Here is a 14,365-nt window from a genome sequence, read left to right on the forward strand (position 1 = left end):
TCGCTTACCGGTGAGTGGGGGACATTCCTCATGCGAGTCCGTCACGGAACCCTCCTTCCCATCACTTCCGGGGGCGCGCTCGCGCGTACGCTCTTTGCGATGGCATTGAGCTTGTTGCCTTCCGTATCCATGGCACAGGACGAGGTGAAGCTGAGCGATGCGCAGGCGCGCAATCTCGGGGTGCGCGTGACCCATCCAGTCGCGAGCCGGACCGATCTGACGCTGCCCTATCCCGTCCAGATCATGATCCCCACGCAGCAATTGTGGGTCGTCAGCGCGCCGGTGGCCGGCATGGTCGCCAATCTCCTGGTCGGGCGCGGTGACCGCGTCACGGCCGGCCAGCCGTTGGTCACGTTGGAGAGTCCAAGCTTCGTCTCCCAGCAACGCGACTATCTGCACGCGATCGCGCAGGAGCACCTCGCCAGCCAGCAGCTCAATCGGAACGCGGATCTGTTCGAGGGCAAGGCCGTGCCGCAACGCGTGCTGGAGGCCAGCCAGGCCGAAGCGCGCCAAGCCGCTCTCGTCGTCGCCGAACGGCGCCAGATGCTGCATCTGAGCGGAATGTCCGACGATGCAATCTCCCGCCTGGCGCAGCAAGCGGCAATCAGCGGAACGCTCACGGTCAATGCGCCGCAAGCCGCATCCGCGGTCGAGGTCGCGGTATCGCCAGGGCAGCGGCTCGAACAATCCGCCCCGCTCGTCAAGTTGGCGCGGCTCTCACCGCTATGGGCCGAAATCGCGGTCCCTGCCGCCAATATTCGAGCGATCCGCACCGGCGCGAAAGTCGAGATCGAGGGCTATCCCACTCCCGGCAAGGTCGTGCTGGTCTCAGAGACAATCGATCCTGCCACCCAGACCATTCTGGTTCGCGCGGAAGTCCCCAATGACGGCGAGCTGCATCCCGGCCAGACCACCGCAGCCCGCATCGGATTTCTCTCGGCCGGCGAAAGCGCCTGGGAGATCCCTTACAGCGGGCTGGTCCGGCGGGGCGAGCAAACGTCGGTCTTCGTCGCCTTCGACGGCGGCTTCCGGCTGGTCCCGGTCAAGCTGCTTGCGGAAGATCAGGACCATGTCGTCGTGGCGGGCGCCGTCACGGATCGGGATGAGATCGCGATCGGCGGCATCTCGGCGCTTCGCGGCATCCTCTCCGGACTGGGGCAGTAAATGCTCCGGCGCCTGGTTGCGTTCGCACTGTCGCAGCGGCTGTTCGTCCTGCTGAGTGTGCTGCTGGTGATCGGCGCCGGCGCCGTGCTCCTGCCCAGCCTGCCGATCGACGCCTTCCCCGATGTCTCGCCGGTTCAGGTGAAGGTCATCATGAAGGCGGCGGGCCTTACCCCCGAAGAGGTCGAACAGCGCATCACCGTTCCCGTCGAGCTCGAATTGCTCGGATTGCCGAACAAGAAGGTGCTTCGTTCGACCACGAAATATGCGCTGGCCGACATCACCGTGGATTTCGAGGACGGCACCGACATCTACTGGGCGCGCAACCAGGTCTCGGAGCGATTGTCGAACATCTCGCGCGATTTCCCGGAGGGGGTGACCGGCGGGCTTGCGCCGATCACGAGCCCGCTCGGCGAGATGTTCATGTTCACGATCGACAGTCCCGAGCTTTCGCTCGCCGAGCGCCGGACCCTGCTCGACTGGGTAATCCGCCCCGCCCTGCGGACGGTCCCCGGCGTTGCGGACGTCAATGCGCTCGGCGGCTATGTCCGCGCCTTCGAGATCGTGCCGCGCAACGATGCGCTGGCCGCGCGCGGCATTTCCTACGATCTGTTTCGCCGGGCCATCGAAGCCAACAGCCGCAACGACGGCGCCGGACGGGTGAATCAGGGCGAGGACAGCGCCCTGGTCCGGATCGAAGGCAGCATCCGGTCGATCGAGGACATCAAGGCCATCGTCGTCGACACCCGCGACGGCGTGCCGATCCTGGTCAACGACGTCGCGAGCGTCAAAGTCGGCACGCTGACGCGCTATGGCGCCGTCACGGCGGACGGCCGCGGCGAAACCGTCGAGGGACTGGTCCTCGGCTTGCGCGGCGCCAACGCGGGTCAGCTCATCCGCGACGTGCGTGCGCGGCTCGCGGAGCTGCAACCCTCGCTGCCGAAGAGCGTGTCGATCAACGTGTTCTATGACCGCAGCCGCCTGGTCAACCGCGCCGTCGGCACCGTGGTGCGGGCCCTCGGCGAGGCCACCGCCCTCGTTATCGTTCTTCTGCTGCTCTTCCTCGGCAACTGGCGGGCCTCGCTGGTGATCGCGCTCAGCCTGCCGCTCGCCATCGTCATCGCCTTGATCATCATGCGCGTGGTGGGAATGTCGGCCAACCTGATGAGCCTCGGCGGACTTGCGATCGCAATCGGCATGCTGATCGACGCGCTGGTCGTCGTGGTCGAGAACATCGTCGGCAACCTCGGCAAGCACGAGCCGGGCAAAACCGCGCCGCTGATCCACCTGATCTACCGTTCGGTCTGCGAAGTCCTGGAACCGGTCGCCTCGGGTGTGCTCATCATCATCATCGTGTTCGTCCCGCTGCTGACGCTGCAGGGGTTGGAGGGCAAGCTGTTCATCCCGGTCGCGCTGGCCATCATCTTCGCGCTGGCCGGCTCGCTGCTGCTGGCGCTCACCGTGATCCCGGTCGCAACCTCCTTCGTGCTCAAGTCGGCGTCACATCGCGATCCCCTGCTGGTGCGTGCGGCCCAACGGGTCTACGCGCCGGCGCTGGACTGGGCCCTCAACAACGAGCGCAAGGTCATGGCTGCGGCGCTGATCAGCCTTGTCGCCGCAGGCTTCGCCTATACTCAGCTCGGCAAGACCTTCATGCCGACGATGGACGAAGGCGACGTCATCGTCAGCGTGGAGACGCTTCCGTCCGTCAATCTCGACGAGTCGCTTGCGATGAATGCAAGGCTGCAGACCGCGCTTCTGGCCGTACCTGATATTGCCGGCATCGTCGCGCGAACCGGGTCGGACGAGCTCGGCCTCGATCCCATGGGCCCCAACCAGACCGACACGTTCCTGGTGCTCAAGCCGGCCGCCGAGCGCGCGACCGACAATCGCGAGGCCTTGCTGCAGAAGCTGCGCGAGGTTTTGGCCGGCTTTCCCGGCATCTCGCTCAGCTTCACCCAGCCCATCGACATGCGCGTGCAGGAGATGATCAGCGGCGTGCGCGGCGACGTCGCCGTCAAGATCTTCGGCCCCGACATCGCCAAGCTGAACGAAACCGCGGCCAAGCTGTCGGCGATCCTGTCCAGCATCGACGGCGCCGAGGACGTCTACACCACGCTGAACGAAGGCGCTCAATATTACACGGTCGCGGTCAATCGCATGGAGGCCGGCCGCCTCGGCCTGACCGTGGATTCCATCGTCAACTCGCTTCGTACCCAGATCGAGGGCCGAACCATCGGGACCGCGCTCGAGGAAGGACGCCGCACGCCGATCCTCGTCCGGGGCAGCGAGACGACCCGGGAAGCGCCGACGCTGCTGGCGAGCCTGCCGCTGACGCTGGCGTCCGGCCGGCATGTCGCGCTGTCGCAGGTTGCCCGTATCCAGCGCGTCGACGGTCCGGTGAAGATCGACCGCGAGGACGGCGCCCGCATGAGCGTGGTGCGCGCCAACGTCCGCGGTCGCGACATGGTCGGCTTCGTCGAAGCGGCTCGCCAGAAGGTCGCGACCGAACTTCCGCTCCCGAATGGCTACCGGCTGACCTGGGGCGGGCAGTTCGAGAACCAGCAACGCGCCGCCGCGCGACTGTCCGTCGTGGTCCCCGTCGCGATCGGCCTGATCTTCGTGCTGCTCTTCACCACCTTCGGCGCCATCCGCCAGGCGCTGCTGGTGCTCGTCAACATCCCCTTCGCCCTCATCGGGGGCGTGTTCGCCCTGGTCGTGACGGGTGAGTATCTGTCGGTGCCGGCCTCGGTCGGCTTCATCGCGCTGCTCGGCATCGCCGTGCTCAACGGCGTCGTGCTGGTCTCCTACTTCAATCAGCTCCGCGCCCACGGCCTTCCCGAGGATCGCATCGTCGTCGAAGGCGCGATGCGCAGGCTTCGCCCCGTGCTGATGACCGCGAGCATCACGGCGCTGGGCTTGATCCCGCTGCTGTTCGCCACCGGCCCGGGATCCGAGGTGCAGCGACCGCTCGCCGTCGTCGTGATCGGAGGACTGCTGTCCTCCACCCTGCTCACCCTGATTCTCCTGCCGATCCTGTATCGCCGCTATGGCGGATCGTCGAAGGTGGCCAAATGATCGAGCAGCCGGTGTGTCTCACGCTGATCGTGCCGCATCAGCTCCGCGACGAGGTGTTCGACCATCTCGCCGAACAGACTGATCTGGTTTCGGGATTCACGGCCTCGCAGGGCGCCGGTCACGGCACAGAGGTCCGCTTGCATACGGCCGCCGAGCGCGTGAAGGGCCACGCCGATCAGGCCGTCGTGCAGGTGGTGCTCGCAGGGACAGATGCCGGCCGCTTGCTCGACCGTCTGCGGGTTGCGTTCGCCGGAACCAAACTGGTCTACTGGACGATACCCGTGACGGAGCTCGGCACGATCGACTGAGCGGGCCTACTCTGCCGAAGCCCTGGCGTGCCGTTCGGACGATTCCAGTGCGGCAGAGGTCAGTTTGCGCCGGCGCCAGATGGTGCCGACCACCAGCACGACGACGACGCCGAGCGCTGCGCAGAAATATTCGCCGCCTGCCCCGCCATGGCCGAATTGCGGCGGGATGCGCAAGGCGCCGAGCATGGTGTCGAGCGAGGCGCCGAACGGACCTTCGAACAGCGTGTGCAGCTTGGGCGCGACGCCCGGATCGGTCGCGATCACCTCGCCCGCGATCCAGCCGAGCAGCGCAGCACCGGCCCAGACCAGCACCGGGAGCTTTTCCAGCAACGCCATGATCAGCGCCGCACCGGCGACGATCAGCGGCACGCTAATGGCAAGGCCGAGGATCAGGAGGGGCACGCTGCCATTGGCGGCGGCTGCGACCGCAATGACGTTGTCGAGACTCATGACGATGTCGGCGACCACGACGATCTGCACGGCCTGCCACAGATGCGAGGCAGCGTCGACGTCGTCATCGTCGTCGTGTTCCGGCACCAGGAGCTTGGCCGCGATCACGATCAGCGCGAGGCCGCCGATCAGCTTGAGGTACGGCAGCTCCATCAGGGTTGCGACGATGCCGGTGAAGATGATGCGCAGCAGCACAGCTGCGCCGGCACCGAAGATCATGCCCCACAGGCGATGTCGCGGCGAGAGGCCGCGGCAGGCGAGCGCGATCACCAGCGCATTGTCACCGGACAAGAGGATGTTGATCCAGATGATCTTGCCGACCGCAATCCAGAAGGTCGGTTCGGCCATCTCGTTGCGAAACTGGGTGAAGAATGCCCCGATCGTCGCGGGATCGAAGATCTGCCAGAGCCAGTTCACAGTAAGTCCTTTCGCCCCGTCGGTCTTAACTTATCGGCTGATGGATCAGCCGACGATCTCGTTGCCCGAGAAGAACTGCGCGATCTCGATCGCGGCGGTCTCTGGCGCATCCGAGCCGTGCGCGGAATTCTCGCCGATCGACTTGGCGTAGAGCTTGCGGATGGTGCCGTCGGCGGCCTTGGACGGGTCGGTCGCGCCCATCGCGTCGCGGTACTTGGCGATGGCGTTCTCGGCTTCCAGCACCTGGACGACGACCGGGCCCGAGGTCATGAACTCGACGAGCTCGCCGAAGAACGGCCGCGCCTTGTGGACGGCATAGAAGGTCTCGGCCTGTTCCTTGGTCATGCGGATGCGCTTCTGCGCGACGATGCGCAGGCCCGCCTTTTCGATCACGGCGTTGACGGCGCCGGTCAGGTTACGCGCGGTCGCGTCGGGCTTGATGATCGAGAAGGTGCGTTCGATGGCCATAATCTTGTCCTTGGGAAGAAAAGCGGTGGTTCGGAGTTGCCGGGCTTATATCGGCGCCTTTGCGATCCGGCAAGCGACCGCCGGTATGACGTCACAGGCGCTTCGCCGCAGGACCGGAGGGTGCGGTTTCAACATGGATTACGACAATTTCACCCAGATGAACCCAATCTGAAGCCCCTGTCAGGGTTCGGTTCAGCCTCGCCGGCGTAGGGTTGGCCCCATCGAAACCGAAGCCCGATCGCTGGGCGGACCGTTTCGGCGGCCTTTCCATCGGACGCGATCGCCCCGCGCCGGCAGTTTTGAGGAGATCACCATGTTGAGGAAACTTTCGCTTGCCGCTGTCGCTGCGGTTGCGCTGGGTGCCGCGCTGGCGCCGACCTCGGCTTCCGCCCACTGGCACGGTGGCGGCTGGGGCTGGCACGGCGGCGGCGGTGGCTGGCACCACGGCCACGGCTGGGGCGGTCCGCGCTTCTATGCCCCGGTCTCCTACGGTTATGGCGGCTGCTATGTGCGCCGGCTGGTCCCGACCCCCTGGGGCCCCCGCTGGCGGATGGTCAACCGCTGCTACTGAGCCCGACAGCACCTTGATTTAAAGGCTACCGCCCCCCCACGGTTGCCTTCCAAGAGAAGCCCCGGCGATCCCCCCGCCGGGACTTCGCATTTTGGGCGGATGTGACGGGGCTCTTACAATTTTGACGAGAATGCCGGCATTGTCCCAAAAGCGGCGAAACCATTTTGGGGGCCAATGACTTGGTACCGTGTCGATACTCTGAGAACACGGAACCCGCGATGGCTGGCCTTCTTGCCAATGACAGCGAACAGATCGACCGGCGGACCAGCCGCTCGATTTGCGATGCCGTGGGCGAACGGCTCCAGCAGAGCCTGCGTCCCGACCCCCAGCTGCCGACCCATCTCGAGCAGCTCATGAACGAGCTGAGGCAGCGCGACCGCGACCCGCACTGAACAGCGGGCCCGGAAAAACGGGTTGCGTTCGACGCGCCTTGCGGTGACAAGGCCGCATGCTTGGGATCACCGACCTCTCCATCCGCCTCGCCGGACGCCTTCTGATTGACCAGAGTTCCGTGCAGATCACGCCGGGATCGCGAGTCGGCCTGGTCGGACGCAACGGCACCGGCAAGTCGACGCTGTTCAAGGTGATCCGCGGTGAGCTCGCGGCCGAGCACGGCTCGGTGAGCTTGCCGCCGCGCTGGAGCGTCGGCAGCCTCGCCCAGGAAGCCCCGAACGGACCCGAAAGCCTGATCTCCGTCGTGCTCAAGGCCGACCTCGAACGCGACGCGCTGCTTCACGAAGCCGAAAGCGCGACCGATCCGCACCGGATCGCCGAGATCCAGACCCGGCTGGTCGACATCGACGCACATTCGGCGCCGAGCCGTGCCGCCGCGATCCTCTCCGGCCTCGGCTTCTCCGCCGCCGATCAGCTCCGCCCCTGCGCCGAATTCTCCGGCGGCTGGCGCATGCGCGTCGCGCTCGCCGCCACCCTGTTCGCCGCGCCCGATTTGTTGCTGCTCGACGAGCCCACCAACTATCTCGACCTCGAGGGCACGTTGTGGCTGGAGGATCACCTCGCGCATTATCCGCGCACGGTGATCGTGATCAGCCATGACCGCGACCTGCTCGAAAGCTCGGTCGACCAGATCCTGCATCTGGAGCGCGGCAAGCTCACGCTCTACAAAGGCACCTATTCTTCATTCGAGGAGCAGCGCGCCGCGCGTGAGCTGCTCGATGCCAAGGCCGTCAAGCGCCAGGAGGCCGAACGCGCCCGCCTGCAGGCCTTCGTCGACCGCTTCAAGGCCAAGGCCTCGAAGGCCCGGCAGGCACAGTCTCGCGTGAAAATGCTGGAGCGGCTGAAGCCGATCACGGCGCTGGTCACCGAGGACGTCCGCGAGATCAGCTTCCCTGCCCCGGAGAAAATCCTGTCGCCGCCGATCATCGCGGTCGACAACGCCTCGGTCGGCTACGATCCGGCTAGCCCCGTGCTCAATCGCGTCACCTTGCGCATCGACAATGACGACCGCATCGCGCTGCTCGGCGCCAACGGCAACGGCAAGTCGACACTTGTAAAGCTGCTCGCCGGACGACTCGCACCGTTCTCCGGCAAGGTGACGCGCGCCGACAAGCTGTCGATCGCCTATTTCGCGCAGCATCAGCTCGACGAGCTGAACGAGGACGCCTCCACCTACGACCACGTCCGCAAGCTGATGGGCGAAGCGCCCGAAGCAAAGGTGCGGGCGCGCGCCGGCGCGATCGGCTTCTCCGGCAAGGCGGCCGACACCAAGGTCGCCAAACTGTCGGGCGGCGAGAAGGCGCGGCTGCTGCTGGGCCTTGCGACTTTCTTCGGCCCCAACATGATCATCCTGGACGAGCCGACCAACCATCTCGACATCGACAGCCGCGCCGCGCTTGCCGAAGCCATCAACGAATTCCCCGGCGCGGTCATCATGGTCTCGCACGATCGCTACCTGATCGAAGCCTGTGCCGACCAACTTTGGATCGTCGCCGACCGCACCGTCACCAATTACGACGGCGACCTCGACGAATATCGCCGCCTGGTGCTGTCCACCCGCAACGGCGAACCCGCCCCGCGCGAGCGCAGCACGGCCAGCGAAAAGCCGCAGCGTGCAAGATCAGACAATCGCGGCTCGCTGAAGAAGCGCATCACCGAAGCCGAAGCCGAGATCGCCCGCGTCAGCGACATCATCACCAAGATCGACACGGCCCTCGCTTTGCCCGACATTTTTACGCGCGACCCCAAGCAGGCCGCACAGCTGTCAAAGGCACGCGCCAATGCCGCCGATGCGCTGGCGCGCGCGGAGGAGCAGTGGCTCGAGGCGAGCACGCAGTTCGACGAGGCTGCGGGCTGACTCCAAATCTGGAAAACAACCCCATGCACAGTAGCGGTAATTAACTACCCTGCACGAAGTAGCTGACCGAGCTACTCTTCATGGGACCATCTGCTTAGTCCGCGAACTGCCCGGCCGCCTTGATGATGGGGGCCCAGCGGTCGACTTCGCTGGTCAGCATCGCGCCCAGCGCCTCCGGCGTCGCCTTGTCCTGCGGGACCGGCTCGGTGTTGATGTCGTTGAACCGGGCGATCAGCGCCGGATCCTTCAGCGCGGTCTGCAGCGCGGCCGTAAGCTTCTGAACGACCGCCGGTGGCGTGCCCTTGGGGGCATAGAGGCCGTGCCAGACGCCGAGCTCGAACCCCTTGAGGCCGGCCTCGTCGGCCGTCGGCAGATCGGGCAGGCTCTTCAGCCGCTCCTTGGTGGTGATCGCGTAGGCCTTGACCTGCTTGGCCGTGATCGGCCCGGTGGTGTTGGTCGCCTGGTCGCAGGTGAGATCGATCTGCTTGCCGAGCAGATCGTTCATGATCGGGCCGTTGCCCTTGTACGGCACCGTGGTGAGTTGCTTCTGGATCGCGGTCATGAACAGCATGCCGCAGAGATGCGAGGCCGCACCTAGCCCGGCATTGGCGTAAGTCAATTTGTCGCCCTGCTGCTGGGCGTAGGCGACCAGCTCCTTGAGCGTGTCAGCCGGAAAATCCGGACGCGCGATGATGGTCATCGGCGCATTGGTCACGAGGCCGATCGGCGCGAAGGCCGTCTTGGTGTCATAGCTGAGATTACGGTACAGCGTCGCGGCGGTCGAGATGCCGACATGATGGATCAGCAGCGTGTAGCCGTCGGGCTGGGCGCGCGCGGCGCGGGTCGTCCCGATGGTGCCGCCGGCGCCGGTCGCGTTCTCGACGACGATCTGCTGTCCCAGCGCTTTCCCCATGCCTGCGGCCGTCAGGCGCGCGATGGTGTCGGTCGGCCCGCCCGCGGCGAACGGCACCAGCATGGTGATGGGCCGGGTTGGATAGTCCTGGGCGAGCGCCGCGCCGAGCGGCAGAAGCAAAGCCGATACGAGGGCAATCGAGAACCGCATAGTCTCCTCCGGATTGTTGTTGATGCCATCAAAGCGCATTCCGGAGCGCGCGGCCATGGCGAAAGCGACGCATCAGGAGTGTCACGATCACGTCATGCTCGCGACGCCGTTGCTCGGGTGCGGGCAGGAAGCCGGGTAGCCGCCGCGATGAACTCGTGCGGCCGGTGATTTCCATCGCAAGGCGTCCGGCCACGGAGGCGTTCCGATAACACGTCGCGGAGAGCTCGTGAACTCTCGCTCGCTCGCCGTGCGTTAGGTCCCGGCCTCTGTCTGGCTCTCAAGCTTCGTCCGCAGGTCCGCGACGATGCGATGCACGGTTTGCAGGTCCTTGACCAAAAGCCCCTCCGAAAGACCGTTGACCCAGGGCGCCTGCAAAGCCATGGCGGCATCGAATGCGCGCCGCCCCTTGTCAGTCAAGACGACAAGCTGCGCTCGGCGGTGATGCGGGTTGGCCTCGAAGGCAACGAGGCCTTCCGCGTGCAGGTCATTGACGATCCGCTGCACGTTTTGGCGATTGGCACCCAGATCGCGGGCAAGCCAGGCCACCGGCTGCGGGCGCTCCGCGTGCACGATCGCCCCGAGAATCTGCCAGCGCGCGCTCGTGAGCCCGAGCCCAGCCACCAAACGGTCTCCTGCGGTCAAGAGCAGGCTGTTCAGCCGGAACAAGTCGAGCACGAGGTTCGACAGCGCATCGCCGGCTGGCGTTCGTTGGGATTTCCGCATTCGTCACCATAAACCATTATTGACATCATGATGTCAAATAACTACTTTGCTCATAGTACCACATTGACATCATAATGCCACATCGAACGGAGCCCGCCATGGCGCATCTTCGCCCTCTGGACCCCAACTTTCCCATCGAACGTCAGGTCTGGCGAGACGATGCGGCCTTCATGAAACGGCAGCCGGGCTTCATCGCCACCCAGCTTCACCGCGCGATCGGCGATAGCCCGACATATCTGAACTATGCCGTCTGGGAATCGACGGCCCACCTCCGGGCTGCATTCACGCACCCTGAGTTCAGATCGAAGATCTCGGCCTACCCCTCCTCCGCCGTCGCCTCTCCGCACCTGTTCGAGAAGGTCGCCGTGCCGGGCATCTGCGTCGCGTAGCTCGCCTTAAAGAACAGCAGGACCCGATGACCAAGATGATTCACCCCGTCGCGGGCGTCGTCGCGCTGACGACCATTGCGACCTTCTGGCTTTCCACGGCTCTCTCCGAGCTATTCGCGTCACACGCGAGCGTAACCCTGGTGAAGACAGCCATCCCCTGGGGCTTCCTGTTGCTGGTTCCGGCGCTGGCGGTGACGGGAGGTTCGGGTTTCTTTCTGGCAAAGGGACGGCGCGCTGGCCTGATCGGCGCGAAGATCAAGCGCATGCCGTTCATCGCGGGTAACGGCATCCTCGTTCTCATTCCCGCCGCCTTGTTTCTTGCCTCCAAGGCAAACGCCGCGGAGTTCGACACCACGTTCTACGCAGTGCAGACTCTCGAATTGTTTGCCGGCGCGGCGAACATCGCTCTTCTCGGCCTCAATATGCGTGACGGCTTCAAGATGAAGGGCCGCTTGCGCACTCGCCAACGCGATCGCTTCGACACCAAGCCGATGCTCTGAGGGGCGCGCGCAAAGCGGGCTTCCGATCGAATCCGCCCAGGCTCGCCCGCGTCCTTCCCACGGCATCGAGGGCGTTATTTGAGCGGACGGCGATCCATGGAGCAGTACGATAACTTCTCCGATGCACGCAGCCGATCCGCCGTGGTGCAGGCGATCCTCGCCTACGCGTGCTTCTTCGGCTTCGGCTTGGTCGCCCTCGGCACCGGCTGCGGATCGGGATTGCCCTCGATCGAGGACAGCCGTCCAGCCGTGAAGGTGTAGATTCCCGCGCGCGGCCCCGTGGCCCAGGTGACGACGGCAACGCGGCGGCCGGCGCCGTCGTTGGAGAGATTGACGTTCGAGGGCGCGCCGATGCCGCGCACCACGTCGCATTCGGTATGGCCGAGCGCGACCGTGCCGCCCATCGGAGCCGGCGCCGTCGTCGATGCATTGGCATCGGCCGGCCCGGGAGGCGGTGCCATGCCGGGACAGCCGCCGTCGGCGCTGACGAGATCCTCAGCTCCAACCGGCTTGTCGGGGGTCAGCGGCGGGGATTCGATCGAGATGTTCTTGATGAACAGCCGGCTGGGCGTGTTGAACCATTGTGCGTCCTTGGACAGCAGATCGGTCCCCGAACAGCCCGCGACCAGCGGTGCTACGGCAGCCAACGCAACTATGAGCGACTTGGGAAGCTTTTGATGTCGCACGATAAACCAAATTCCCCGCGTGAAGGACCAGCCCTAAGCGATTGTCCCAACATCACTTTGCGGCACGAAGGTGACAAAAGCCAGCATCGCCCGAAAAGTGCAAATTATCATTAATTGCGAAGGGCCGCTAATTCCGACGCTGCCACCGGCCCCGCTCGTCGGCCTGCCAATAGGTGACATCAAATCCCCGCTCCTTGCAATCCGTCCAGGCGCTGCGGGCAAGTGCGAGTGCATCCGGATCGTCGCCGTTGAACAGCAGCACCATGCGCGCATAACCCTGCGAATCCTGCGGCAGGGCGGCATTGTCGACCAGGAATCGGACATGGGCGCCGTTGGGATTGCCCTCCTCGATCGCCAGCACGATCGGCTGATCGGCGGCATCGTTCACACGCCATGTCGCGTGCGGCAGGAAGGAATCGTCGCGATAGGTCCACAAGTGCGCGTCGAGCGCATCGGCGCGCTCTTCCGAGGTCGACTGCACCACGACGCGCCAGCCGCGCTCGAGCGATTTCTCGAGAAGCGGCGGCAACACGTTCTCCACCGTCATGTTTTGCAGATGATAAAACAGGACTTCGGTCATCTCAGGTCATTTGCGCTCGTAATGATCGGCGACCAGGCGGTCGAGCAGGCGGACACCATAGCCGCTTGCCCAGCTCTGGTTGATGTCGGTCTTCGGCGCGCCCATGGCGGTGCCGGCGATGTCCAGATGGGCCCAGGGCGTGCCGTCGACGAAACGCTGCAGGAACTGCGCCGCGGTGATCGAGCCGCCATGGCGGCCGCCGGTGTTCTTCATGTCGGCGAACTGGGAATCGATCAGCTTGTCGTATTCGGGACCGAGCGGCATGCGCCAGACCTTGTCGCCGCTCTCGATGCCGGCCGCCAGCAGGCGTTCGGCGAGCTCGTCATTGTTGGAGAACATGCCGGCATGCTCGGTGCCGAGCGCGACCACGATCGCGCCGGTCAGCGTCGCCAGATCCACCATGAATTTCGGCTTCACCTTCTTGGCGACGTACCAGAGCACGTCGGCCAGCACGAGGCGGCCTTCGGCGTCGGTGTTGATGATCTCGATGGTCTGGCCCGACATCGAGGTGACGATGTCGCCCGGCCGCTGCGCATTGCCGTCGGGCATGTTCTCGACGAGACCGATGGCGCCGACCACGTTGGCCTTGGCCTTGCGCGCGGCAAGCGCGTGCATCAGGCCGACGACGCAGGCCGCTCCCCCCATGTCGCCCTTCATGTCCTCCATGCTGCCGGCCGGCTTGATCGAGATGCCGCCGGTGTCGAAGCAGACGCCCTTGCCGACGAAGCTCACCGGCGCTTCGCCTTTCTTGCCGCCGTCCCAGCGCATGATCACGGTGCGGCTCGGCCGTGCCGAGCCCTGGCCGACGCCGAGCAGCGCGCCCATGCCGAGCTTCTGCATCGCCTTGACGTCGAGCACCTCGACCTTGACGCCGAGCTTGCGGAGCTGACTGGCGCGGCGTGCGAATTCCTCGGGGAAGAGCACGTTCGGCGGCTCGTTGACGAGGTCGCGCGCGATGATCACGCCGTCGACGACGTGGCCGGCCGAGGCAAACGCCTTCTTCGCGGCAGCGGCATCACCGACCGCCAGCGAGATGTCGGCGCGCGAGCCGCCCTCCTCGCCGTCTTTCTTCTTCGTCTTGTAGCGGTCGAACTTGTAGGCGCGCAGGCGCAGGCCCGAGGCGATCGCAACCGCCTGCTCGCTCGTCATCGCGCCACCGGGCAGTTCCGCCATGATGGTCATGGCGGCCGCCCCCGCGGCAAGCTTGCCCGCCGCTACACCGCCGAATTTGAGAAAATCGTTCGCCTTCAGGCCGGCCGCCTTGCCGGCGCCGATCACGAGCAGACGGGTGGCCTTCACCCCTTCCGGCGCCAGGATGTCGAGCGCTGCCCCGCTCTTGCCCTTGAAGGCGGCGGCGGCCGCCGCGCGCTTCACGAGTTCGATAGCGCCGCCCAGCGCCTTGGCCGTCGCCGGACCGACCTTCAGACTGTCGTCGCAGAACACGACCAGGATGCCACGGGCGGCGGCAGACAATGGGACAAAGCCGACCTTGATGGCATCGGACATGAGTAACTCCTTCAAAAATCTTGGTCTTTTTGCTGTTCACGGTCCCTGGCCAGGGCCGGACCTGAACGGCGATTCACTGGGTCTTCCGCACTATGGGCCAGCGCCCCGCCAGATGCCAAGCACCCCCCGTGGCCTCAAGGCCACAACGAGGGAA

Annotated in this window: 15 protein-coding genes; 8 read left to right on the forward strand and 7 right to left on the reverse strand. The window is 65.4% G+C overall.

All coding sequences use genetic code 11. The features are described from left to right. Positions 1-99: 99 nt before the first annotated feature. Genes AABA86_RS12045 through AABA86_RS12055 form a run of 3 tightly spaced genes read left to right on the forward strand, consistent with a single transcriptional unit; the run spans position 100 to position 4,547 of the window. The gene (locus AABA86_RS12045; RefSeq protein ID WP_212245262.1) at positions 100-1,164 is read left to right on the forward strand and encodes an efflux RND transporter periplasmic adaptor subunit; all 1,065 of its coding nucleotides are present in this window, start codon (positions 100-102) and stop codon (positions 1,162-1,164) included. Further along, positions 1,165-4,239, forward strand: coding sequence for an efflux RND transporter permease subunit (locus tag AABA86_RS12050; RefSeq protein WP_338306892.1), 3,075 nt, complete (start codon positions 1,165-1,167; stop codon positions 4,237-4,239). After that, positions 4,236-4,547 (forward strand): DUF3240 family protein, encoded by a 312-nt coding sequence (locus AABA86_RS12055; protein ID WP_338306893.1) that lies wholly within the window; start codon positions 4,236-4,238, stop codon positions 4,545-4,547. Before AABA86_RS12050 ends, AABA86_RS12055 begins: the two co-directional genes overlap by 4 nt. 6 nt (positions 4,548-4,553) lie before the next feature. On the opposite strand, the gene AABA86_RS12060 is transcribed toward AABA86_RS12055, so the two are convergent. Both AABA86_RS12060 and ndk read right to left on the reverse strand, forming a co-directional pair. Then, the gene (locus AABA86_RS12060) at positions 4,554-5,414 is read right to left on the reverse strand and encodes a TerC family protein (protein WP_338306894.1); all 861 of its coding nucleotides are present in this window, start codon (positions 5,412-5,414) and stop codon (positions 4,554-4,556) included. 45 nt (positions 5,415-5,459) lie between these two features. Further along, positions 5,460-5,882, reverse strand: a complete 423-nt coding sequence (gene ndk / locus AABA86_RS12065; RefSeq protein WP_018317541.1) for a nucleoside-diphosphate kinase — start codon at positions 5,880-5,882, stop codon at positions 5,460-5,462. A gap of 313 nt (positions 5,883-6,195) precedes the next feature. Here ndk and AABA86_RS12070 point away from each other — a divergent pair, with 313 nt between their 5' ends. From AABA86_RS12070 to AABA86_RS12080, 3 genes are all read left to right on the forward strand, one after another. Continuing rightward, a complete protein-coding gene (locus AABA86_RS12070) occupies positions 6,196-6,453 on the forward strand; it encodes a sulfur globule protein precursor (RefSeq protein WP_212244737.1) in 258 nt (85 codons plus the stop codon). A gap of 218 nt (positions 6,454-6,671) precedes the next feature. Then, complete coding sequence (locus AABA86_RS12075; RefSeq protein ID WP_212244739.1) at positions 6,672-6,845, forward strand: hypothetical protein; 174 nt, start codon at positions 6,672-6,674, stop codon at positions 6,843-6,845. A 56-nt stretch (positions 6,846-6,901) separates the two neighbouring features. Further along, positions 6,902-8,764 (forward strand): ABC-F family ATP-binding cassette domain-containing protein, encoded by a 1,863-nt coding sequence (locus tag AABA86_RS12080; RefSeq protein WP_212244741.1) that lies wholly within the window; start codon positions 6,902-6,904, stop codon positions 8,762-8,764. Between the two features lie 94 nt (positions 8,765-8,858). Here the strand turns inward: AABA86_RS12080 and AABA86_RS12085 are convergent, their stop codons facing one another. Together AABA86_RS12085 and AABA86_RS12090 are read right to left on the reverse strand one after the other, a co-directional pair. Beyond that, entirely contained in the window at positions 8,859-9,827 is a 969-nt protein-coding gene (locus AABA86_RS12085) for a tripartite tricarboxylate transporter substrate-binding protein (RefSeq protein WP_212245265.1), read from the reverse strand. 252 nt (positions 9,828-10,079) lie between these two features. After that, entirely contained in the window at positions 10,080-10,550 is a 471-nt protein-coding gene (locus AABA86_RS12090) for a MarR family winged helix-turn-helix transcriptional regulator (RefSeq protein WP_338306897.1), read from the reverse strand. Positions 10,551-10,648: 98 nt separating this feature from the next. Here AABA86_RS12090 and AABA86_RS12095 point away from each other — a divergent pair, with 98 nt between their 5' ends. Then, positions 10,649-10,939, forward strand: a complete 291-nt coding sequence (locus AABA86_RS12095; protein ID WP_338306899.1) for an antibiotic biosynthesis monooxygenase family protein — start codon at positions 10,649-10,651, stop codon at positions 10,937-10,939. A 26-nt stretch (positions 10,940-10,965) separates the two neighbouring features. Beyond that, positions 10,966-11,439, forward strand: a complete 474-nt coding sequence (locus AABA86_RS12100) for a hypothetical protein (protein ID WP_338306901.1) — start codon at positions 10,966-10,968, stop codon at positions 11,437-11,439. 161 nt (positions 11,440-11,600) lie between these two features. On the opposite strand, the gene AABA86_RS12105 is transcribed toward AABA86_RS12100, so the two are convergent. The 3 genes from AABA86_RS12105 to AABA86_RS12115 form a co-directional block, all read right to left on the reverse strand. Beyond that, positions 11,601-12,086, reverse strand: a complete 486-nt coding sequence (locus AABA86_RS12105) for a hypothetical protein (RefSeq protein ID WP_212244749.1) — start codon at positions 12,084-12,086, stop codon at positions 11,601-11,603. A gap of 166 nt (positions 12,087-12,252) precedes the next feature. Continuing rightward, positions 12,253-12,705, reverse strand: coding sequence for a DNA polymerase III subunit chi (locus tag AABA86_RS12110; protein ID WP_212244757.1), 453 nt, complete (start codon positions 12,703-12,705; stop codon positions 12,253-12,255). Positions 12,706-12,711: 6 nt separating this feature from the next. Next, entirely contained in the window at positions 12,712-14,211 is a 1,500-nt protein-coding gene (locus AABA86_RS12115; protein WP_338306904.1) for a leucyl aminopeptidase, read from the reverse strand. Positions 14,212-14,365: the final 154 nt, after the last annotated feature.

The sequence above is a fragment of the Bradyrhizobium sp. TM233 genome (assembly GCF_036247965.1).
GTDB lineage: Bacteria > Pseudomonadota > Alphaproteobacteria > Rhizobiales > Xanthobacteraceae > Bradyrhizobium > Bradyrhizobium ottawaense.